This window comes from Phocaeicola faecalis, assembly GCF_021730445.1.
In the GTDB taxonomy this organism is placed as follows: domain Bacteria; phylum Bacteroidota; class Bacteroidia; order Bacteroidales; family Bacteroidaceae; genus Phocaeicola; species Phocaeicola faecalis.
Genome location: NZ_JADNRM010000004.1, coordinates 195,006 through 214,510 on the forward strand (window position 1 = coordinate 195,006; position 19,505 = coordinate 214,510).

The 19,505-nt window shown below is 42.1% G+C and carries 20 protein-coding genes and 1 tRNA gene; 6 read left to right on the plus strand and 15 right to left on the minus strand.

Features of this window, described 5'->3' with window-relative positions:
• The first annotated feature begins 120 nt into the window (after positions 1 to 120).
• Both recF and IR173_RS07215 read left to right on the plus strand, forming a co-directional pair.
• Positions 121 to 1,236: a DNA replication/repair protein RecF gene (recF, locus tag IR173_RS07210; protein WP_237038981.1), complete on the plus strand. Its 1,116-nt coding sequence runs from the start codon at positions 121 to 123 to the stop codon at positions 1,234 to 1,236.
• Positions 1,233 to 1,523 (plus strand): DUF721 domain-containing protein, encoded by a 291-nt coding sequence (locus tag IR173_RS07215; RefSeq protein ID WP_237038982.1) that lies wholly within the window; start codon positions 1,233 to 1,235, stop codon positions 1,521 to 1,523. The genes recF and IR173_RS07215 overlap by 4 nt, the downstream gene beginning before the upstream one ends.
• Here the strand turns inward: IR173_RS07215 and IR173_RS07220 are convergent, their stop codons facing one another.
• The 6 genes from IR173_RS07220 to IR173_RS07245 all read right to left on the minus strand — a co-directional run bounded on the left by IR173_RS07220 (position 1,524) and on the right by IR173_RS07245 (position 7,576).
• The gene (locus IR173_RS07220) at positions 1,524 to 2,084 is read right to left on the minus strand and encodes a 5-formyltetrahydrofolate cyclo-ligase (protein WP_237038983.1); all 561 of its coding nucleotides are present in this window, start codon (positions 2,082 to 2,084) and stop codon (positions 1,524 to 1,526) included.
• Positions 1,987 to 3,735 (minus strand): S41 family peptidase, encoded by a 1,749-nt coding sequence (locus IR173_RS07225; protein WP_237038984.1) that lies wholly within the window; start codon positions 3,733 to 3,735, stop codon positions 1,987 to 1,989. The genes IR173_RS07220 and IR173_RS07225 overlap by 98 nt, the downstream gene beginning before the upstream one ends.
• 14 nt (positions 3,736 to 3,749) lie before the next feature.
• Positions 3,750 to 4,184 carry a deoxycytidylate deaminase gene (locus IR173_RS07230; RefSeq protein ID WP_237038985.1) on the minus strand — a complete coding sequence of 145 codons (435 nt, stop codon included), beginning with the start codon at positions 4,182 to 4,184 and terminating at the stop codon, positions 3,750 to 3,752.
• Positions 4,185 to 4,189: 5 nt separating this feature from the next.
• Complete coding sequence (locus IR173_RS07235; RefSeq protein WP_237038986.1) at positions 4,190 to 4,636, minus strand: DUF4847 family protein; 447 nt, start codon at positions 4,634 to 4,636, stop codon at positions 4,190 to 4,192.
• A gap of 14 nt (positions 4,637 to 4,650) precedes the next feature.
• Positions 4,651 to 6,693 carry a M3 family metallopeptidase gene (locus tag IR173_RS07240; RefSeq protein WP_237038987.1) on the minus strand — a complete coding sequence of 681 codons (2,043 nt, stop codon included), beginning with the start codon at positions 6,691 to 6,693 and terminating at the stop codon, positions 4,651 to 4,653.
• A 214-nt stretch (positions 6,694 to 6,907) separates the two neighbouring features.
• On the minus strand, positions 6,908 to 7,576 hold the full coding sequence (locus tag IR173_RS07245; RefSeq protein WP_237038988.1) for a Crp/Fnr family transcriptional regulator: 669 nt from the start codon (positions 7,574 to 7,576) through the stop codon (positions 6,908 to 6,910).
• Between the two features lie 185 nt (positions 7,577 to 7,761).
• Between IR173_RS07245 and IR173_RS07250 the strand changes: the two genes are divergently transcribed.
• Complete coding sequence (locus IR173_RS07250) at positions 7,762 to 8,364, plus strand: MarC family protein (RefSeq protein ID WP_237038989.1); 603 nt, start codon at positions 7,762 to 7,764, stop codon at positions 8,362 to 8,364.
• A 106-nt stretch (positions 8,365 to 8,470) separates the two neighbouring features.
• On the opposite strand, the gene IR173_RS07255 is transcribed toward IR173_RS07250, so the two are convergent.
• The 6 genes from IR173_RS07255 to IR173_RS07280 are packed head-to-tail and all read right to left on the minus strand — an operon-like array spanning position 8,471 to position 12,776.
• Positions 8,471 to 9,490 (minus strand): FAD:protein FMN transferase, encoded by a 1,020-nt coding sequence (locus tag IR173_RS07255; protein WP_237038990.1) that lies wholly within the window; start codon positions 9,488 to 9,490, stop codon positions 8,471 to 8,473.
• Between the two features lie 10 nt (positions 9,491 to 9,500).
• On the minus strand, positions 9,501 to 10,073 hold the full coding sequence (locus tag IR173_RS07260) for a manganese efflux pump MntP (protein WP_237038991.1): 573 nt from the start codon (positions 10,071 to 10,073) through the stop codon (positions 9,501 to 9,503).
• A 3-nt stretch (positions 10,074 to 10,076) separates the two neighbouring features.
• Positions 10,077 to 10,781, minus strand: a complete 705-nt coding sequence (locus tag IR173_RS07265; RefSeq protein ID WP_237038992.1) for a DUF6048 family protein — start codon at positions 10,779 to 10,781, stop codon at positions 10,077 to 10,079.
• Positions 10,735 to 11,283: a DUF6452 family protein gene (locus IR173_RS07270; protein ID WP_237038993.1), complete on the minus strand. Its 549-nt coding sequence runs from the start codon at positions 11,281 to 11,283 to the stop codon at positions 10,735 to 10,737. Before IR173_RS07270 ends, IR173_RS07265 begins: the two co-directional genes overlap by 47 nt.
• A gap of 2 nt (positions 11,284 to 11,285) precedes the next feature.
• Positions 11,286 to 12,239 (minus strand): glycosyltransferase family 2 protein, encoded by a 954-nt coding sequence (locus IR173_RS07275; protein WP_237038994.1) that lies wholly within the window; start codon positions 12,237 to 12,239, stop codon positions 11,286 to 11,288.
• Between the two features lie 3 nt (positions 12,240 to 12,242).
• A complete protein-coding gene (locus IR173_RS07280) occupies positions 12,243 to 12,776 on the minus strand; it encodes a DUF4199 domain-containing protein (RefSeq protein WP_237038995.1) in 534 nt (177 codons plus the stop codon).
• A gap of 273 nt (positions 12,777 to 13,049) precedes the next feature.
• Here IR173_RS07280 and IR173_RS07285 point away from each other — a divergent pair.
• A tRNA-Thr gene (locus IR173_RS07285) sits at positions 13,050 to 13,123 on the plus strand.
• A 74-nt stretch (positions 13,124 to 13,197) separates the two neighbouring features.
• Positions 13,198 to 15,612, plus strand: coding sequence for a DEAD/DEAH box helicase (locus tag IR173_RS07290; RefSeq protein WP_237038996.1), 2,415 nt, complete (start codon positions 13,198 to 13,200; stop codon positions 15,610 to 15,612).
• Between the two features lie 196 nt (positions 15,613 to 15,808).
• Here the strand turns inward: IR173_RS07290 and eno are convergent, their stop codons facing one another.
• The 3 genes from eno to IR173_RS07305 all read right to left on the minus strand — a co-directional run bounded on the left by eno (position 15,809) and on the right by IR173_RS07305 (position 18,425).
• The gene (gene eno, locus IR173_RS07295; RefSeq protein WP_237038997.1) at positions 15,809 to 17,104 is read right to left on the minus strand and encodes a phosphopyruvate hydratase; all 1,296 of its coding nucleotides are present in this window, start codon (positions 17,102 to 17,104) and stop codon (positions 15,809 to 15,811) included.
• Between the two features lie 61 nt (positions 17,105 to 17,165).
• A complete protein-coding gene (gene crcB, locus IR173_RS07300; RefSeq protein WP_237038998.1) occupies positions 17,166 to 17,531 on the minus strand; it encodes a fluoride efflux transporter CrcB in 366 nt (121 codons plus the stop codon).
• 300 nt (positions 17,532 to 17,831) lie between these two features.
• Positions 17,832 to 18,425 carry a metallophosphatase domain-containing protein gene (locus IR173_RS07305; protein WP_237038999.1) on the minus strand — a complete coding sequence of 198 codons (594 nt, stop codon included), beginning with the start codon at positions 18,423 to 18,425 and terminating at the stop codon, positions 17,832 to 17,834.
• 141 nt (positions 18,426 to 18,566) lie between these two features.
• Here IR173_RS07305 and IR173_RS07310 point away from each other — a divergent pair, with 141 nt between their 5' ends.
• Positions 18,567 to 19,433 (plus strand): DnaB-like helicase C-terminal domain-containing protein, encoded by an 867-nt coding sequence (locus tag IR173_RS07310; RefSeq protein WP_237039000.1) that lies wholly within the window; start codon positions 18,567 to 18,569, stop codon positions 19,431 to 19,433.
• Positions 19,434 to 19,505: the final 72 nt, after the last annotated feature.

Consider the following 19,505-nt stretch of genomic DNA (forward strand, 5'->3'; position numbering starts at 1 on the left):
TATAGTTTTCGGACAGCAAAAGTAGTTCATTTATATGTATTAATGAAATTTACAGGCATATTTTTTTAGGTTTTACCGTTTTTATCCCTAATTTTGTGGCTCAAATCAAACAGAAAGTCTATGATACTGAAGCGTATTTCGATATTGAATTATAAGAATCTGGAGCAGGTGGAACTGGATTTCTCACCTAAGATGAACTGTTTTATAGGTCAGAATGGGATGGGAAAGACGAATTTGCTGGATGCGGTTTATTATCTGTCTTTCTGTAAAAGTGCCACGAACCCTATTGATTCGCAGAATGTGATGCATAATCAGGATTTCTTTGTGATTCAGGGGTTTTATGCAACGGACGGAGGCGACCCGGAAGAGATTTATTGTGGTCTGAAGCGTCGGCAGAAAAAGCAGTTCAAGCGTAACAAGAAAGAATACACCCGATTGTCCGATCATATTGGTTTTATTCCTTTGGTAATGGTTTCGCCGGCGGATGCCGAGCTGATAGCCGGAGGGAGTGAGGAGCGACGCCGGTTTATGGATGTGGTGATTTCACAATATGATAAAGAATATTTGGATGCTCTGATACGCTATAACAAAGCGTTGACTCAGCGTAATGCATTGTTGAAAGCTGAGGCAGAGCCTGATGAGGAACTGATTGCTGTATGGGAGGAGATGATGGCTGCTACCGGAGAGGTGGTGTATAAAAAACGCAGTGAATTTATAGCCGAATTCATTCCTACTTTTCAGTCGTTTTATTCTTATATATCTCAGGATAAGGAGAAGGTGAATTTATCGTATGAATCTCATGCCATACAGGGAAATTTGCAGGAAATTATCAAAGGCAGCCGACAGCGTGACCGTATTATGGGGTATTCGCTGAAGGGGATTCATAAAGATGACCTTATCATGCAGTTAGGAGATTTCCCAATAAAACGGGAAGGCTCTCAGGGGCAAAACAAGACTTATCTTATTGCTTTGAAGCTGGCACAATTCGATTTTCTGAAACGGACGGGCAGCAATACAACTCCTTTATTATTATTGGATGACATATTCGATAAACTGGATGCTTCGCGTGTGGAGCAGATTGTGAAACTGGTAGCGGGCGATAATTTCGGACAGATTTTTATAACAGATACCAATCGGGAGCATTTGGACAAGATACTGAAGAACATCGAAGGAAAATATAAAGTGTTTGGAGTGGAAAATGGCAATGTTGCTGAACGGAAAGGAGAAACGGAATGAAGCGGAATGATGCGGAACAGATAGGGGATATGATTCGTAAGTTTTTCCGTCTGAATGGATTGGAATCTCCTTTGAATGAATATAGGCTGGTGCAGGCATGGAAAGATGTAGTTGGGCCTGCCATAGCCGGTTATACAAGTAACCTTTATATCAAGAATCAGATTCTTTATGTACACCTCACTTCTTCCGTGCTCCGTCAGGAGTTGATGATGGGAAGAGACCTGTTGGTGAAGAATTTGAACAATCAAGTAGGTGCGCAGGTCATTGTGAATATTATTTTCCGGTGATTATCGTTGAAGGGAAATCTTTCCTTTTTCCGTCCATACCTCGTGCATGGGCTTGTCAAATGATTCTGTCGGTATCTCGTCACTTACCTGAAAATCAAAACAAATACCCACATTATAAGAATGGAGTTGGGGAAGTAATCGGTCATAATATCCTTTCCCTCTGCCCAATCTGTTTCCGTGTCTGTCAAAAGAAACACCCGGAATGATGGCAAAATCAATTTGAGTGTAATCGGTAAATGCTTCGCCTACAGGTTCTTCTATATGATAGGCTTCGCCGGTTTGCAGGTCTTGCGGACCTGTATAACGGCGAAGCTCCAGGATATCTCCTTTGACTACCGGCAGCAGGATGTCCTTCTGCCGGTACCATTTCTCTACAAAATCGTGTGTCTGTACTTCATCACCCAATGAGTAATAAAGCAATATTGTTTTTGCTGCAATGAAAAGTGGATGTTGTTCCAACTTGTTAAGCAAAGCAATGGAATTCGCTGTCAACTCTGTGGGGGTGTGACGGCTTTTTTCCTGTGCTATCTGCTTGCGCAGTTTCTTTTTTATTTCCTTCATCGCTGACTTTTGTTTCTACGGTTCCTTCGGGAGCCTTTGGAAAAGATTCTTCCTTTTCCAATACTTCCAATGCTTTAAGTACTGTCTTGTCGGTTTGGTTCAGGTATTGGATATAGGCTTCCATACCCAGCATATTATAAATAATATTACCGTATAGGTTCTTTTCGAATAATCTTTGTGACTTATACATCAGGATATTACGACGTTTCAATCCTTTACTTTCAGCAAAACGGGCGAATTGTTCCAATATATTCTGGCGCTTCAAGTATTGAAGCATACTTGCTTCCGTGTCATATTTCTGCAATTCTGCACGATGAGTGTCTGTGTATTGGAAAGAGAATTGAATGGTGAGACTTCTGCTTACCGCTGCTGTATAATAGGAAGTAACTCCTGTTGTGTCTTGCGGCACAAAAATATCGGGCATGATACCTCCTCCACCGTAGACCGGACGGCCGTTGGCGGTGTAGTAAATGGTGCTATGGTCTTGCTTGATACTGTCTTGCGAGAAGAATTCACCGTGTTCGTAGCGTTTTACGAGATCCATCTCATAGTTCATATCGTTTCCTTTGACGTAAGGTTTCTGGATGCAACGGCCTGAAGGTGTATAATATCGTGCGATAGTGAGGCGGATAGCCGAACCGTCGCTGAAATCAATAGGTTGCTGTACCAGTCCTTTGCCAAAAGAACGGCGTCCGATGATGGTTCCGCGGTCATTGTCCTGAATGGCACCGGCAAAAATTTCACTGGCAGAGGCAGAGCCTTCGTCGGTAAGTACAATCAGTGGCATCTTTTGACTGCTTCCCGTTCCGTTGGAGTGATAGTTTTCACGAGGAGATTTGCGCCCTTGGGTGTAAACAATCAGGTTATTTTTGGGCAGGAACTCATTTACCATTTGAATAGCGGCTCCCATGTAGCCTCCGGTATTTCCGCGTAGGTCGATAATCACACCTTTGCAGTTGTCTTGATTTAGTTTTGCTAATGCAATCAGCAGTTCGGGATATGTTGTTTCTCCGAATTTATTGATTTTGATATAACCGAATTTCTCGTTCAGCATATAGGCGGCATCCACACTCTTGACAGGGATATCACCGCGAATAATGGTAAAATATAGCGGTTCTTTCTCTCCGGGGCGATAAACACCCAGTTTTACTTCGCTGCCTTTAGGCCCTTTTAGACGTTTCATCGATTCGTAGTTGGTTACAATCTTGCCTACAAAGGCTGTGTCGTTGACAGAAATGATGCGGTCGCCTGCCATCAAGCCGACCTTTTCGGATGGACCGCCTTGAATGACGTTGTTGATATGAATTGTGTCTTGCTGGATGGTAAATTGAATACCGATGCCACTAAAGCTTCCCTTCAAGTCAGAATTTACAGCCTCCAAATCTTTGGCAGGTATGTAAGAAGAGTGGGGGTCGAGTTCCCCTAAAATCTGAGGCATTGCGTCTTCTACCAATTCATTCATCTTCACAGTGTCCACATATTGGTCGTCAATGATGCGCAACAAGGCGTTTAGTTTATTGGAAGAAGTGTTGATGATACCTAACCGATTGCCTGAAAAATGGTTAGCATAAAAAGTTCCAATCAATATTCCGGCTACGATGCTTACGGCGATGATAACCGGTATAAAACGGGATGTACGGTTTTTGCTCATATTTTTATTTACTATTATTCGTTGAGGTCGATATAAATTACTTCGATGTTGGCTCGCTTCAATAGTTCCAATCCGTCTTCCAATCGGTATTTTTCGGAGTAAACCACTCGTTTGATACCTGCCTGAATGATGAGTTTGGCACATTCAATGCAGGGGGAGGCGGTGACATACATGGTGGCTCCGTTGCTGCTGTTGTTGGAGCGTGCAATCTTGGTAATGGCGTTGGCTTCGGCATGCAGCACATAAGGCTTGGTGACTCCATTATCATCTTCGCACACATTTTCAAAACCTGACGGAGTACCATTGTATCCATCCGAAATAATCATTTTATCTTTTACGATTAATGCACCCACCCGCCGACGTGTGCAATAAGAGTTTTCTGCCCAGATGCCGGCCATGCGGATGTATCGTTTGTCGAGTTTCAGTTGTTTTTCGTCGTTAGTTTCCATGGTTATTAATGTCTGAGTTGGATAAAGCTTTTCTTATCTTCGGGAGCCAGTCTCAGAAAATTGCTGTCTCCTTTATAAAAGCGGGCATTTACCAATGCGTCCATAAACTTGTTGCTCAAGCTAGTGGAGTTACGTCGGTCTTCGATATGGATGCTCACGGAACGATCCTTTCCGTTTGCTTCCCAAATGCCTTCAAATGTGATATTTTGTGCCAAAGCCTTGAATGTATTGTCATTATTGAAGACAATGGTAAACTTCTGGATAACTTCCAGTGTGGCATTGTCATCTTTGGGCGTGAATTCGGGGGTGCCGGCATCGTCAATCCCTCCACCATAGAAATTGACCAGATTCCATGTGCCGCTTGCAAAAATATCTTCTATGTTATCTTCGTTATTGCAACTCCACAATAATGGGAGTGCTATCAATAGGTAAAGAATTGATTTCAGTTTCATTTCTTTTCTCGTTTTTAGTTGATAATTCCGTTTCGTTTCAGCAGTGCCTCAATGCCGGGCTCTTTTCCGCGAAAGCGTTTATAGAGTGTCATGGGATGCTCGGTTCCTCCTTTAGACAATATGTTGCGGCGGAAAGAATCGGCTACTTCCCTATTGAAGATACCTTTTTCTTTAAACAGGGAGAAAGCGTCTGCATCCAGCACTTCTGCCCATTTGTAACTGTAATATCCGGCCGAATATCCTCCTGCCATGATGTGTGAGAACTGCACAGACATACACGCTTCGGCAACCGAAGGCAGGACTTGTGCTTTTTGCCATGCTTCCTTTTCGTATGTACGCACATCTCCGTCAAAAGGTTCTTTGCGGGTGTACCATGCCATATCCAGCAGTCCAAAACTTAATTGACGGAGGCAGGCGTATGCAACATTGAAATTCGATGCGTTCACTATTTTCTGAATAAGTTCTGCCGGAATTTGTTCACCGGTCTGGTAATGCTTGGCAAATGTATTGAGAAATTCTTTCTCGATGGCAAAGTTTTCCATAATTTGTGAAGGAAGTTCCACAAAATCCCAATAAACACTTGTACCGCTCAACGTGGCATAAGTGCTGTTGGCAAATATACCGTGCAGGGCATGGCCAAATTCATGCAGGAAAGTATTCACTTCCGAGAAAGTGAGTAGTGCAGGTTTTTCTGCCGATGGTTTGGAAAAGTTCATCGTAACGGAAATATGCGGGCGGCTGTCGACTCCGTTTTCTATCCATTGCTCTTTATAGCTGGTCATCCATGCCCCCGAACGTTTTCCGGCACGAGGATGAAAATCGGTGTAGAGTACGGCTAAAAAGCTGCCGTCTTCATCAAAAACTTCATAAGCATCTACATCCGGGTGGTAGACTGGAATTTCCTTGTTTTCTTTGAATGTGATACCATACAAGCGGGTAGCTAACCCGAATACGCCTTGTTTTACTTGACTGAGTTCAAAATAAGGGCGTAGTTCTTCTTCATTCAGCTTAAACTTCTCATTCTTCAGTTTTTCCGAATAATAGGCCCAGTCCCAGGGCATCAATTGGAAATCGTTGCCTTCCAGACGATGTGCCAGTTCTTCCACTTCTTTCACTTCCTGGTGTGCGGTGGGAGAGTAGGCTTCCAGCAGTTGATTCAACAATTGGTAAACGGATTCTTCCGTTTCTGCCATGCGCTTCTTCAGTACATAATCTGCGTAATTGGAATAGCCGAGGAGTTGTACCAATTCCATACGGATATTAACCAGTTGCTTGATTATTTCCATGTTATTGTACTCGTTGTCGTGAGTACATTGTGTGTTATAGGCCATGTAAAGCTGTTGTCGCAGTGTACGGTCTTTGCAGTATTTCATAAAAGGAACGAAACTGGGTGCATCCAGAGTGATGATATTGCCTTCTTTTCCTTTTTCTTTAGCTGTTTGGGCATATGATTCGAGCATGCTTTCGGGTAAGCCTTCCAGTTGGTTTGTCGTCAGAGAAAGCTCATAATTGTTTGTTTCTTTCAACAGATTCTGCGAAAAGCGCAATGCGAGTACGCTTAATTCGGTATTGAGCCGACGGTATTTCTCCTTTGCTTCTCCTTGCAGGTTGGCTCCGCTTCTTACAAAGCCGTCATAGGTCTTTTGCAGCAGCATAGTGTCTTCTCCGTTCAAAGCCAATTGGTCTTTCCGGTCGTAAACAGCTTTGATGCGTGCAAAGAGTTTTTCGTTCAGACTGATACTGTTATTATGCTCTGCCAGTAAAGGCATCATTTTTTCTGCCAGTTCCTGCATTTCGTCGTTGGTTTCAGCGCTCAGCAGGTTGCCGAAGATAGTGGTTACTCTTTCGAGCAATGCTCCTGACCTTTCCAATGCCACAATCGTATTTTGGAAATCGGGATTTTCCACATTATTGACGATAGCGTCAATTTCTTCGTTCTGTTCTTTCATTCCCTCCCGGATAGCCGGTTCATAATGTTCTACTTTAATTAAGTGGAACGGGGTGGTATGATGAGGTGTATTATAGGGCTCTAAAAATGGGTTTCTTGTTTCTGTCATAACGTTATTATATTTGACTTACAAAATTGCTAAAAAAAAGTCTCATTCACCGCATTCTATCTACATATTTAACAAAGTATATTAAATGAGTGCCATATACTAACAAACTTATTGGCTGAAATCCTTTTGGGATAGGTGCAAAAAAATGATACCTATCAAAAAAAAGATGTGACAGGTATCAAATATGAATTGTCTGTATAAGGTTTTTCAGCCTTTACTCAGAGAGTTTCTCCATAGCAGGGATGAAGATTTCTTTTCTACTTAACTCCACCAAGCCTTTTTCCTGCATATCATTCAGTTCTTTTGAGACATTGATACGGGTTTCGTCAATCAAACCGGCCAAATCTTCCATTTTTATTTTCAACCGTTTTTCGCCGTCCGGTCTCATAGAACGTAATAAGATGAAGTTGATAATCTTTTCTTTGGGACTTCCTATGTGGCTGTTCCATAATTTGTCATAAGCTACTTGGGCACGATTGCTCAATATGTTTAAGTAATTGAGGCGGAAAATATCATAGTTGTTCAATTCGGACAGAACAAATGCTTTGTCGATGCTGACTAAGTTCAAGTCTGTACGCGCTCTGTACGTGGCGGTATAGTTGGGATGCATGCCGAACAGAGAATAGGGCTCCAATACAAAAGGACTTCCAAATGTTTCGTGTAAAGAGTAGGATTTTTGCTCATCGACCATCTGAGAGGAGATTTCACCGTTTAACAGAAAGATAAGTTCAGTGCATGGTGTCCCTTGTTCTACAATAATCTCGTCTGCATTGTATTTTCGGAAATGCAATTTTACTTTGCCTAAGATGCTCGTAAAGTCGTTCTTACATAATCCTTGGAACAAAGGGAGTTGTAATAGTGTATCGTACATTGTAATTTCCATAAGTTCTAATCTTCGTTAAGTTATAGTTTAACACACAAAGGTAACGATAAAACGAGATTTATTATTTAGAGTTGCATCTTGTTTTATCTTTTTTATTGTTTCTTACAGTCTACTAATGTTTTAGAGCAAAAGCTTGTATGGTGCATAAAAAATAAATATATTTGCAGCCAAAAAAGGAGGTAAGTATGTTTGGTTCTTTTGACTTTCAGGAATTCTTAAGTGCATTTATCGTTCTTTTTGCTGTAATAGATATTATCGGTTCTATACCTATTATATTGAATTTAAAGCAGAAAGGAAGAAATGTGAATGCAAACAAGGCGACATTTATTTCATTCGCTTTGTTGCTTGGTTTTTTTTATGCCGGTGATATGATGTTGAAGCTGTTTCAAGTAGATATCGCTTCGTTTGCAGTGGCCGGTGCTTTTGTTATCTTTCTGATGTCATTGGAGATGATATTGGATATCGAAATATTCAAGAATCAGGGCCCTATCAAAGAGGCTACGCTGGTGCCGTTGGTATTTCCTTTGTTGGCCGGTGCCGGTGCTTTTACGACTTTGCTTTCGCTGCGTTCCGAATATGCTCCGGTTAACATTGTGATAGCGTTGGTGTTGAATATGGCATGGGTGTATGTGGTTTTAAAACTGACCGACCGTATAGAACGTTTCTTGGGAAAAGGCGGTATCTATGTGATTCGTAAATTCTTCGGTATTATTCTTTTGGCTATCTCTGCCCGACTTTTTACCGCTAATTTGACTCTCCTGATAGAGCAGTTCCAAAATTTGAAATAGAGTTAATTGTCTTATCACTGTATTTATTGTAAGAGGGCTGTGTCAAAACACCAAAGCAACTGTCATATTGTTGCGTTTTTCATTTTGACACAGTTTCTTGCAACAGTTATTTAGCGTGGACTATGTATTTTTTCATTCCTTCGGTGAAGAATATCTCATATTCGCCTTTTTCTCCTGAGCAGATGAAATATGCTTCTAATTCGGGATGTTTTGCACAGAAAGCTTTTGCGTCATCGAGTCCCATTACCATAAATGCAGTGGCATAGGCATCGGCTGTGGCACAATCACGGGCGATAACAGTGGAAGAAAGAATACTGTGTTGTACCGGATAACCTGTGCGGGGGTCGATGGTATGGGAGTATTTCTTTCCACCTTTATAATAGAAGTTGCGGTAATTACCTGATGTTGCCATTCCTACGTTGCTTATTTCAAGAATTGTCTGCAGCTCCTGATTGACAGACAGGGAATCATCTATTGGTTTGTTGATTCCTATTCTCCATGCGTTCATTTTAGGATTCTTTCCGTTCACAATAACCTCTCCGCCAATGTCAATCATATAGTTTTTAATACCTTTACTGTTGAACAGCCGTGCCACTACATCCACTCCGAAACCTTTGGCAATAGCACTGCAGTCCAGCATTATACGCTCATCGGCCTTTATTATTTTTTCATTGTTCTGTAACTCTATCTTTTGGTAGCCGATAAGCTGCTTAAGGCTATCCACGGTCAGTGAGTCTAAAGAGATGGACTTCTTAAATCCAAATCCCCAAGCATTAGTCAAGGGAGCCACTGTTATGTCAAATGCTCCATCGGTTTCTTCGGATACTTTATGAGCCAGATTAAATACATGGGTGAATAGTGTGTCAAGAACCACCTCTTCATTATGGTTGATGTGGCTAATGACCGAATTGGGGTTGAAAGGAGACAAGGAATTATCTACTTTTTTCAATTCAGCTTCGATTTCTTTCTTTAAATCTTTGTCACTTTGGTAGGTGATTTTATAGACTGTGCCGAAAATAAATCCTTCGTCTGTGCGGAAAGGAGGTTGCTTTTTCAGAATAACAACCGTTCCCACAATCAGCACCACAAGGAAAGGTAACTGCCAGATTAGTTTCTTCTTATTCATAATATTATAGTTAGTTGAAATAAAGATGTTCTATTAAGATTTTTATGCCGATGGCTATCAGGATTAAGCCTCCCCATAACTCCATCCGAAGGTTAAACCGCTTTCCACAGAACACACCTATCAGATTGCCTGTCAAAGACAGGACGAAGGAGGCAAAGCCGATAATTGCTATTGGAGAAAGAATAGACATGAACGAATTCATGCCTACGAAAGCAAAAGAGATGCCGACAGCCAGTGCATCGATGCTGGTAGCTACGGCTAATGCCAGTACCACTCTCAGACGGGTGGGGTCAAAACAACATTTATCGTCGTTGCTGAACCCTTCTTTTATCATTCGTCCTCCTAGAAAAGCCAAAAGCCCGAAAGCTATCCAGTGGTCATAGTCTTTTATTAAATGGCTGAACCGGCTGGCGCAGAACCATCCTATAAGAGGCATAACGGCCTGAAAAAGTCCGAAAAAGAATGCCATTACAAAAAAAGTGCGCCGGCAGATGCGACGCATGATGATTCCGCTTGTTATGGACACTGTGAAACAATCCATAGCAAGACTGATTGCCAAAAGCCAAATCTCTAGTGCGTTCATTCACTAAAAAGGTAATTTATAGATTAAACTGTATGTTCCGATAGCAAAATGGTTGGCTTTATTTTTGCCGAATCCGGGGATGTACCAGGGTTCTGTGTTTTCTGTCTTCTTCATGCTGGTGCGTACTCGGTAGCGCACAGAAAGTCCCATATAGAAATTCTTATATACTTTGGTCGTAAGTCCTCCTACCAGTTCTACCCAGCCGACATTGCTTTTCACCCCATTGTAGGTAAATGGGACGGTGATGTTTCCCCAAGTTGGGTCGACCATTGCCGGACCATCCACATCGTATGTGAAAGAGGTGAAGCCATAGCGTATGCCTCCGTATGCGTAGCCGGGAAGATGAGGCTTTTTAAAAAGAATGTTGTAATTCATACCGATACGAAAATAAGGTGCTGAAGCCTTATAATGAATATTGGTTTCGTCATCGGTCGTGTCTGTATGGCCGTAGCCGATTTCCACGATAGGGATAAAGCGGTTTTTTAAGTTTACTTCCACACTCACCTCGGCACTGGTAAAGTCACTGCCGAATATTTTACTCCCCAGACCAAATACGTCCAAGCCGACATATGTACCCTGATACAGAGGTACGGTGGCTTTTTCTTCTGTTATCGCCATCTTCTTCTCTTGGGCTGTCGAGCGTAAGGGGTATACCAGCAAGCTACTCCCTAATAGTATAGTATATATTAAAGTTCTTCTTTTCTTCATTGTTGATATCCGGGTTTACAATCACTACAGAATCCAGTGAGTTTGTTGTATAATTGATATTTTCCACCTGATAGAACATCATGGCGCCGCATTCTATATCGCTGATAAAAGGAATACTGCGATGTGTTATTTCAATCACATCTTTCAGCTTTTCATTATAATGTATCGTATAGGTGGTTTTTGATGTATAACTGAGTGGGAGGCTGAAACTGCTCAAGTCACTTTCTTTGTTGTAGAGGGTATCTGTCAGGACAGAGTCTTTCACAACTTTGTCTGTTATGGTTCCGTCCGGCAATGTGTCTTTTACCGTTACGTCGGCCACGGTCGTACCTGTAATGGTGACTTCTGAAGTCAGTTTGACAGGCGAATGGCTGTCACTGCTCAGCAAGTCGAAATGCGCAAGGGATGTTGTACTCAGGGGACAATCGCTTTCACTGCACCCCTGCCAGAAGTATCCTGATGCGGTCAGGAGCAATAATATGATAATTGGTAACTTCTTCATTCTCAAAACTCTTCTTCTATTTTATAGTTGTTGCGTTCGGGAGCGTTGCGTGCTATCAGTTCACCGATGAATCCGGCAAGGAATAATTGTGTTCCCAGTATCATTAACGTCAAAGCCAGATAAAAATAGGGTGAATCCGTTATCAGGGTATAAGGCAGGCCGTTTGTGAGGTTGTATAGTTTATGTGCGCCGATGATAACCACAGAGATAAACCCGAAGATAAACATCAGTGAGCCTAAAAAGCCGAACATGTGCATCGGTTTGACACCGAACTTGGACAGGAACCACAAGGTGATTAAATCAAGATATCCGTTGAAGAAACGGTTCAGACCGCCAAATTTGGTTTTTCCGAATTTACGTGCCTGATGGTGGACTACTTTTTCTCCGATTTTAGAGAAACCGGCATTTTTTGCCAAATAGGGGATATAGCGGTGCATTTCACCGTATACTTCGATGTTCTTGATTACATCCCGGCGATAGGCTTTGAGCCCGCAGTTGAAGTCATGCAGGTTGCTGATGCCGGATACGGCACGTGCTGTAGCGTTGAAAAGTTTGGTGGGGATGGTCTTTGACAAGGGATCGTAGCGTTTTTGCTTGTAGCCCGATACCAAATCATATCCCTCCTTGGTAATCATTCTGTAGAGTTCGGGAATTTCGTCCGGGCTGTCTTGTAAATCGGCATCCATTGTGATGACCACATTGCCCTGTGCCTTCTCGAAGCCGCAATAGAGTGCAGGAGATTTGCCGTAATTACGGCGGAATTTGATTCCTTTCACTTTATCCGATTGGGCGCGGAGATTTTCTATCACCTCCCAAGAACGGTCTGTGCTGCCGTCATTTACAAATATTACTTCATAGCTGAAATGGTTGGCGTCCATCACGCGTTGAATCCACGCAAAGAGTTCCGGCAACGATTCCTCTTCATTATATAACGGAATAACTACAGATATATCCATGTTTTATAGTTTTTTCGGTTTACGCATAATCAGCAATGCCGTAGGGATTGCTATCAGCATGCCGTAAAATATATTATTTGATATCAATTGGAAAGTGATTTGCAATGGAGACAGTGCCGCCACCATATCAAAGGCTTCCTGCAATTGGTCAATAGAAGGCAATAGCTCTGTCTGGGCCGTTGTCTTGAATTGGTTAATCATATTCTGATAGAATTCAAAAACAAAACCGCCATCGATGAAACGGAAATAGATGTAATGGACTACTGCTACAAATAGGGACGCAAACATATACATGAATATCGTAAACAACAATGCCTTCCCAAAGCTGATAGCATTGTTGCAATAACGGTTTCTGTATTTTTTTGCAAAAATATACCCCAAAAGAGGGACGCCTAATGTAAGGACAATAAACAGGAGTAATAGGAAAGGTATTCTCAATCCTAAAGGAAAAAGCATGAACTTAAAGGACCAAAGCAGTCCCATGCCCGTGCCATAGCGCATTGCGCATTCTTGAAGAGTCGGTTTACGTTCAGTCATTATTAATAAGTGCACAAAATTAATAAGTGCACAAAAGTACGGCTTTTATTAGGAATACATGCTATATTTAGGGGTGAAAAATGTATTTTTTCTGCTAAAATCAAAAAAAAGTGCATGAGAGTATTGTAGTTTTAAAAAATATATCTACCTTTGCACTCGCAAAACAAAAATGGGTAAGTCCTATACGGCCAGCTCCTGATGAATCCTCCAGGGCTTGATCGCAGCAAAGGTAGTTGGTTGTAGCGGCGCGATATAGTAAGCTTACCCACCCCCGCCTCTTTAGCTCAGTTGGCCAGAGCACGTGATTTGTAATCTCGGGGTCGTTGGTTCGAATCCGACAAGAGGCTCAGAAAGACAAAAGGAATGGAGCAGGTCTTCATTCCTTTTTCTATTTATATATTATCCAGCTAATTTTTTCTTCATGAAGGAAACAAATATTGCGACTGCATCTTTACCGCAGCAATGTCGCCCGGCCGTAAAAGAACTTTTAAAGGAAATATATGGTTATACCGATTTCCGTGATTTTGAAGTCTATAATGATTTGTCTTCCGGCAAAGGTAAATTGAAAATCTCCCAAGGACAGTTGATAGAAGAGGTTATTGAAGAGTCTGAAAAATCAATGAAGACAGACGACTCTGTTTACAATTTCTTGTTGACGGCGCCCACGGGAGCCGGTAAATCTTTACTGTTCCAGCTTCCAGCCATTTATCTGGGGCAAGCCTATCAGTTGCTTACGATAGTGATTTCTCCGCTGAAGGCTTTGATTGTCGATCAAGTGGAAAATTTGCGTGATTTGGGATATGAAAGAGTGTCTTATGCATCTTCCGATCTTTCGCCGGAAGAAAAGAATGAGGCATACCGTCAGGTCCGCGAGGGGGAGACTGATTTATTTTATCTTTCTCCTGAGTTATTATTGGCTTATGACATTAAACATTTTATAGGTGACCGGCGGATTGGGTTGATTGTGGTGGATGAGGCGCATACGGTAACTACATGGGGTAAGGAATTCCGTGTGGATTACTGGTTTTTGGGACGTCATCTGGAGAATCTGAAAAAGAATCAAGGATATACTTTCCCGGTTTTTGCACTGACTGCAACTGCCGTCTGGAATCCTCGCGGGGGGAATGATATGGTTTTTGAAACCATCCGTTCCTTGCGCATCGACCCCTGCAGACTGTTTGTGGGAACGGTGAAGCGCGAAAATATCGGCTTTGATATTCGCTTGCTTACTATCGGGGAAGACGAAAATTATGATAGGGCAAAACAACGTGTCATTATCGGACGTACCGATGATTTTTTGGAAGAACATAAAACCATCATGTATTATCCTTTTGCCGGTAGTATAGATACCCGACTTAAAATGTGGGTGCGGTCTACCAACTGGCGATTGGTTTCTTCTTACTACGGAAAGAAGGACAAGGCTCAGAAGGCAGCGATTGTCGAGGCCTTTAAGGAAGGTGACAAACGCATGATTATTGCGACAAAAGCATTCGGTATGGGTATTGATATTAGCGATATTGACCGGGTGTATCATGTGGCTCCTTCGAGTACATTTGTCGACTATATCCAGGAGATAGGACGTGCGGCGCGTGACAAGAAGATTAAAGGCGTTGCGGCTACCGACTTTCACGAACGGGATTTCTATTTTATGAAGCGTTTACATTCTGCCGGAGCCATCACACAGAATCAGTTGGGGATGATTTTGAAGAAGCTTTGGGAAATCTATTTAATGAAGGGAAAAAACCGGGAGATGCAAGTGTCCTTGTCGGACTTTGAGTTTGCAGTGAAACTGCCTCGCAAGCAGAACAAGTTGGAGTACGAATCGGATTTGGGGCAAGTGATAAAAACAGCCTTGTTATGGATAGAGGAAGATTTATCCAGCCGTTTTGGAAGACATCCTGTTGAGATAAACTCCCGGACGCTTTTTACAGATGGATATGTACAGGAAAAGACGGGGGATGTTGCTTTCAAGGAAACGTACAAAAAGTTTATGACTCCCGTTGTCGGTGCGGAAGGTATTTATAAGGTATCTTTTGAAGCATTGTGGGAGAGTTGTTTCTCGGAAATGGGTTATCGGGAGTTCAAACGCGATTTATATAATGGCAATTTGTTTGAGGGCGTCCGTGCGGCGGCTGTCGGCAAACATGAAGTGTTGTTGAAAGAAGATGCGGGAGATATAAGTACAAAACTGGCCGGTCTGTTGAAACGCTTGAAAGACTTACTGACTGTCAGCCTATATGGTAATAAGGGTAAGTTTGAAGAAGATGATTTGCGCAGTATCTTTGCCGAATACGATATGGATGTTCCTTCGGCCAAACGTTTCCTTTCCTCTTTGTTGGAATCGAGAGTGGAGGAGGGAAGAAGTGTCAGTTATATCAGCAGTACAAAGAAAAAGGATGAAGACAAGTTGATTTTTACTGTTACCCGAGGTTTTGATTTATTGCTTTCACGCTATCAGAAGCTCTGTTCTCAGCGTATTACAGGAGTGAAAGGAGATTTGTTGTTGTTCTACATCACGCCTTTTTCAGACCTTAATATGCTTCTCAATCTTTTGTCAATGCTCAATGTGGTCGATTTTACTGTCGAAGGTGGTGTGCCTTCGGTAGAGGTAACTGTCAATATGCCCGAAGTGATAGAAAGAGAAGTGGCATCGGGAGCCTATAAAAATTTCGTGCTTGAGAACAATGAAAAGATATTCCTTGAGCAGATTGAGCTGTTCCAATTGTTTTTCGGTAATACTTCCTTGGATGATGAGCGCAGATGGGAGTTTATAGAAGACTATTTCACGGGAATGAGTGTGGATGAGATGAAGAAGAAATATAGCCCCTTGGGATAGGACTAAAAGGTAGTGTGTCAAAACTAAACCGGGCTATCCCATCGTCAGCTGTAGGGGCAGGGTTTGCCTGTCCGAAGACACAAAGCAAACTGTTTTCGGGCGAGCGAACCTCGCCCCTACGAACGAAACGACAGCATTATCCACGTTTTGACACACTTCCGAAATGATATGTCAGGCGGTGACTTTACATGCCTTCTTATACTTTGAAGTCATGTGCAATCTTTTTATATCCGTAAACGGCACGGTTTCCCAATTCTTCTTCTATGCGGAGCAGCTGGTTGTATTTTGCCATACGGTCACTACGGCTTAATGAACCGGTCTTGATTTGTCCGCTGTTGGTTGCTACCGCGATGTCGGCAATAGTCGCATCTTCCGTCTCACCCGAACGGTGGCTGGTGACAGTGGTGTAACCATTGCGTTGAGCCATTTCGATGGCATCCAACGTTTCGGTCAGCGAACCGATTTGGTTTACTTTAATCAGGATAGAATTGGCACAACCTTCGCTGATTCCTTTCTCCAGGAACTTCACATTCGTTACGAACAGGTCGTCACCTACCAATTGACAGCGATTTCCGAGGCGTTCGGTCAGCATACGCCAGCCTTCCCAGTCATTCTCTGCCATGCCGTCTTCGATGGAATCGATAGGATAATCCCAGCACAGTTTCTCCAGATACGCCACCTGTTCCGATGCGGTACGCTTTTCACCTTTTGCTCCTTCAAATTTCGTATAATCATAGATGCCGTCATGGTAGAACTCTGATGAAGCGCAGTCCAAACCGATAGTGATGTGTTTGAAAGGTTCATAACCGGCAGCTTCGATGGCTGCCAAAATGCAATTCAATGCATCTTCAGTTCCATCCAGAACAGGAGCGAATCCTCCCTCGTCACCTACAGCAGTGCTCAGCCCGCGTTTCTTTAATACGGTTTTCAGCGCGTGGAACACTTCTGCTCCCATGCGCAATGCCTCGTGAAATGACTTGGCACCGACAGGACGAATCATAAATTCCTGAAAAGCGATGGGAGAATCGGAATGCGAACCTCCGTTGATGATATTCATCATGGGCACGGGCAGTACATAAGTGTTTGTTCCTCCTATATATCTATATAAAGGTATGTCCAGATAATTTGCCGCTGCCTTTGCCACAGCCAGTGATACGCCCAGAATGGCATTGGCTCCGAGTTTGGATTTAGTGGGGGTACCGTCTAAAGCCAACATAGCCATGTCAATGCCGCGTTGGTCTAGTGACTCCATACCGGTCAATGCCGGAGCTATGATATTATTGATGTTGTCTACAGCTTTTAAAACTCCCTTTCCTCCGTAACGGGTCTTGTCTCCGTCGCGTAATTCCAGAGCCTCATGTTCACCGGTGGATGCACCCGACGGAACAGATGCGCGTCCCATAATACCGGATTCTAATGTCACGTCTACTTCCACAGTGGGGTTACCACGTGAGTCAAGAATCTCTCTTCCTTTAATCTTTGCTATTTTCATATTGATTCTAAAATTTAATTGGATGGTTTTATGTAATAACAAAGAAGGAAAGGATTTTGTTCTATTCACTCATCCAAACTCCGAGCATGACTCCGAAAATTCCCAGAACCACGCTACCAATCACATAAGCAAAGAAGGTCGGGTAAAAACCTGATTTTAATAATTGAAGGCTTTCATTGCCGAAAGTAGAGAAAGTGGTGAACCCGCCGCAAAGTCCGATGGTGAGCAACAGGCGTAACTCATTGGTGACATGGATGCGTGAGGCGAGCGTATAAAAAACGCCTATCAGTATGCACCCCAGAAAGTTGACGGCAAAAGTCCCCCATGGGAAAGCCGTCCCTGTCTGGCGGTGAATGGCAATGGTCAGTAAGTAACGAAGTACGCTTCCTGTTCCTCCTCCGATAAAGATATATAATAATGATTTCATAACTGCTACATTTTGATGCAAAAATAGCAAGGATTATTCATTCGAAGAGAAATTTTCTCAGTAATTATGGAAAGTTTTTCTTATCGGCTTAGAATAAGGGCTTTGGGATAGATGCCCAATTGTGAGGTAATGATTTAGCAACAATGCTTTTATTTAATGGTATATCACTGTCTCTCAAAAAAATATAAATCCATCTTATGGAAATAGGTAATGGATTTGTAACGTGTTATCTTCTTCATCTTGCATCAAATGGAAGTGGTATGATTAGCTGATTGCAAAGGTACGAAAATTTCTTTAAGATTAGATTTTTATAAGATTGGGGGATACAAGATTTGTATAGTCACCATTCATCACAGCACCATTGGAAAATGTTGTACCACTATGAACCTTTATCCCATGCTGGGCATGTATGTGCCCGAAAAGATGCAAATGGGGTGCAACTACCGATATACGAGAAAGTAATTTTTCCGACCCATAATTGATGCTGTCATCAAAATCCAAAAAACCAAATGGAGGTGTATGTGTAATTAGCACATCGGTGTCGATTGGAATTCGTGAGTGGTTTAGGCTTTGCCGTTCTGTAATGCAATCACCCACAAACATCGGAATTCCATAAAATCTGATACCGTACAGTTCAATACCGGAGTTACACAAATAGTGGACATTGGCATCCAATCCATCTATACTTGCTCCATACAGATATTCATCATGATTGCCACAGATAAAAATCTTGTGCGGATAATCAAGGTCACAAAACCAATTCAAAAAATCGATAGCTTCTTGTTTGCTTCCATTCATAGTGAAATCGCCCGAATGAATAGCTATATCAGCTTCAGGAAAATCAGTCTGCCGCCTATGGCAACCATGAGTATCAGAAAGATGTAGTATTTTCATTTTTTTATTATCCGCCCGCAAAGGTAATATACAGGTGTGTCAATTATTGTAACAACATGAGAAAAACTCAGTGTTGTATCACAAATTGGGACAGCTATCATCTAATTTTGCAGGAAATTAACCAAGTAAAGATAGAAAATTATGAAATGTATTGGAAGAAATGGTTTTAATTGTACTCAAAAATCAAGTGTAAAATCAGGGTTTACAGAATTGGATAAAATAACCGGTGGCTGGAATAATGGCGATTTGATTGTTGTTGGTGGTCGCCCTGCTATGGGGAAAACCGCTTTTGGGATGTCTATGCTCAGAAACATCTCCATTAGAAACAGGATACCTACCGCTTTTTTTTCTCTTGAATATTCCACCAAACAACTTATCGACAGATTCTGCAATATACTAAGTCGAGTTGAATGTGGTAAAACATACGATTATCAAGAGGGTGACGCTTCCGCTTTAAGCAAAGAAGAACTATTGCAGATTGAAGATGCTAAAAAACAAATAGATATAGCACCTATCTACTTTGACGACACACCTGCATTGACCATGCAAGAGTTATATAAAAAGACAATCCGTCTGATAAGCGATTTTCAAGTGAAACTGATTGTTGTTGATTATCTTCAGCTGATGAGTGGCTCTGGGTTATCATACTCAAACAGACAAGAAGCAGCAGCTTGTATTGTACGTGGCTTAAAAACATTGGCTAAAAATTTGAATGTCCCTATTGTAGCGTTCAGTCAATTAAATCGTGGTATTGAAAATCGTGGGGATATCAATGAAAAACGGCCACAGTTGAATGATTTTGGTGAATTCCAAACTATTGAACAGGATGCAGATGTGGTCTGCTTTATCCATCGTCCTGAATACTATCGCATTTATACCGATGAAAATGGCAATGACTTACGTGGCATTGCTGAAATTATTGTTGCCAAGAATAGAAATGGAAAAACAGGAGACATCCGCTTGAAATTTGATTGTGGATGTAGAGGTTTTGAAGCTCTATACGAATAAGCGGTCTTCATGAATACTACTATCAATATATAATAATTCGGTTATGAAAACAATAGAAGGGTATGATGTGAA

What these genes read in the sequence shown, in the direction of transcription:
- IR173_RS07230 (WP_237038985.1), bottom strand. Translation starts at nt 4,184, where the DNA reads ATGGAAACTAACGACGAAAAACAACTGAAACTCGACAAACGATACATC.
- IR173_RS07220 (WP_237038983.1), bottom strand. Translation starts at nt 2,084, where the DNA reads ATGAAGGAAATAAAAAAGAAACTGCGCAAGCAGATAGCACAGGAAAAA.
- IR173_RS07280 (WP_237038995.1), bottom strand. Translation starts at nt 12,776, where the DNA reads ATGACTGAACGTAAACCGACTCTTCAAGAATGCGCAATGCGCTATGGC.
- eno (WP_237038997.1), bottom strand. Translation starts at nt 17,104, where the DNA reads ATGAAAATAGCAAAGATTAAAGGAAGAGAGATTCTTGACTCACGTGGT.
- recF (WP_237038981.1), top strand. Translation starts at nt 121, where the DNA reads ATGATACTGAAGCGTATTTCGATATTGAATTATAAGAATCTGGAGCAG.
- IR173_RS07245 (WP_237038988.1), bottom strand. Translation starts at nt 7,576, where the DNA reads ATGGAAATTACAATGTACGATACACTATTACAACTCCCTTTGTTCCAA.
- IR173_RS07250 (WP_237038989.1), top strand. Translation starts at nt 7,762, where the DNA reads ATGTTTGGTTCTTTTGACTTTCAGGAATTCTTAAGTGCATTTATCGTT.
- IR173_RS07235 (WP_237038986.1), bottom strand. Translation starts at nt 4,636, where the DNA reads ATGAAACTGAAATCAATTCTTTACCTATTGATAGCACTCCCATTATTG.
- IR173_RS07265 (WP_237038992.1), bottom strand. Translation starts at nt 10,781, where the DNA reads ATGAAGAAAAGAAGAACTTTAATATATACTATACTATTAGGGAGTAGC.
- IR173_RS07275 (WP_237038994.1), bottom strand. Translation starts at nt 12,239, where the DNA reads ATGGATATATCTGTAGTTATTCCGTTATATAATGAAGAGGAATCGTTG.
- IR173_RS07290 (WP_237038996.1), top strand. Translation starts at nt 13,198, where the DNA reads ATGAAGGAAACAAATATTGCGACTGCATCTTTACCGCAGCAATGTCGC.
- IR173_RS07310 (WP_237039000.1), top strand. Translation starts at nt 18,567, where the DNA reads ATGAAATGTATTGGAAGAAATGGTTTTAATTGTACTCAAAAATCAAGT.
- IR173_RS07305 (WP_237038999.1), bottom strand. Translation starts at nt 18,425, where the DNA reads ATGAAAATACTACATCTTTCTGATACTCATGGTTGCCATAGGCGGCAG.
- IR173_RS07255 (WP_237038990.1), bottom strand. Translation starts at nt 9,490, where the DNA reads ATGAATAAGAAGAAACTAATCTGGCAGTTACCTTTCCTTGTGGTGCTG.
- IR173_RS07215 (WP_237038982.1), top strand. Translation starts at nt 1,233, where the DNA reads ATGAAGCGGAATGATGCGGAACAGATAGGGGATATGATTCGTAAGTTT.
- IR173_RS07270 (WP_237038993.1), bottom strand. Translation starts at nt 11,283, where the DNA reads ATGAAGAAGTTACCAATTATCATATTATTGCTCCTGACCGCATCAGGA.
- IR173_RS07240 (WP_237038987.1), bottom strand. Translation starts at nt 6,693, where the DNA reads ATGACAGAAACAAGAAACCCATTTTTAGAGCCCTATAATACACCTCAT.
- crcB (WP_237038998.1), bottom strand. Translation starts at nt 17,531, where the DNA reads ATGAAATCATTATTATATATCTTTATCGGAGGAGGAACAGGAAGCGTA.
- IR173_RS07260 (WP_237038991.1), bottom strand. Translation starts at nt 10,073, where the DNA reads ATGAACGCACTAGAGATTTGGCTTTTGGCAATCAGTCTTGCTATGGAT.
- IR173_RS07225 (WP_237038984.1), bottom strand. Translation starts at nt 3,735, where the DNA reads ATGAGCAAAAACCGTACATCCCGTTTTATACCGGTTATCATCGCCGTA.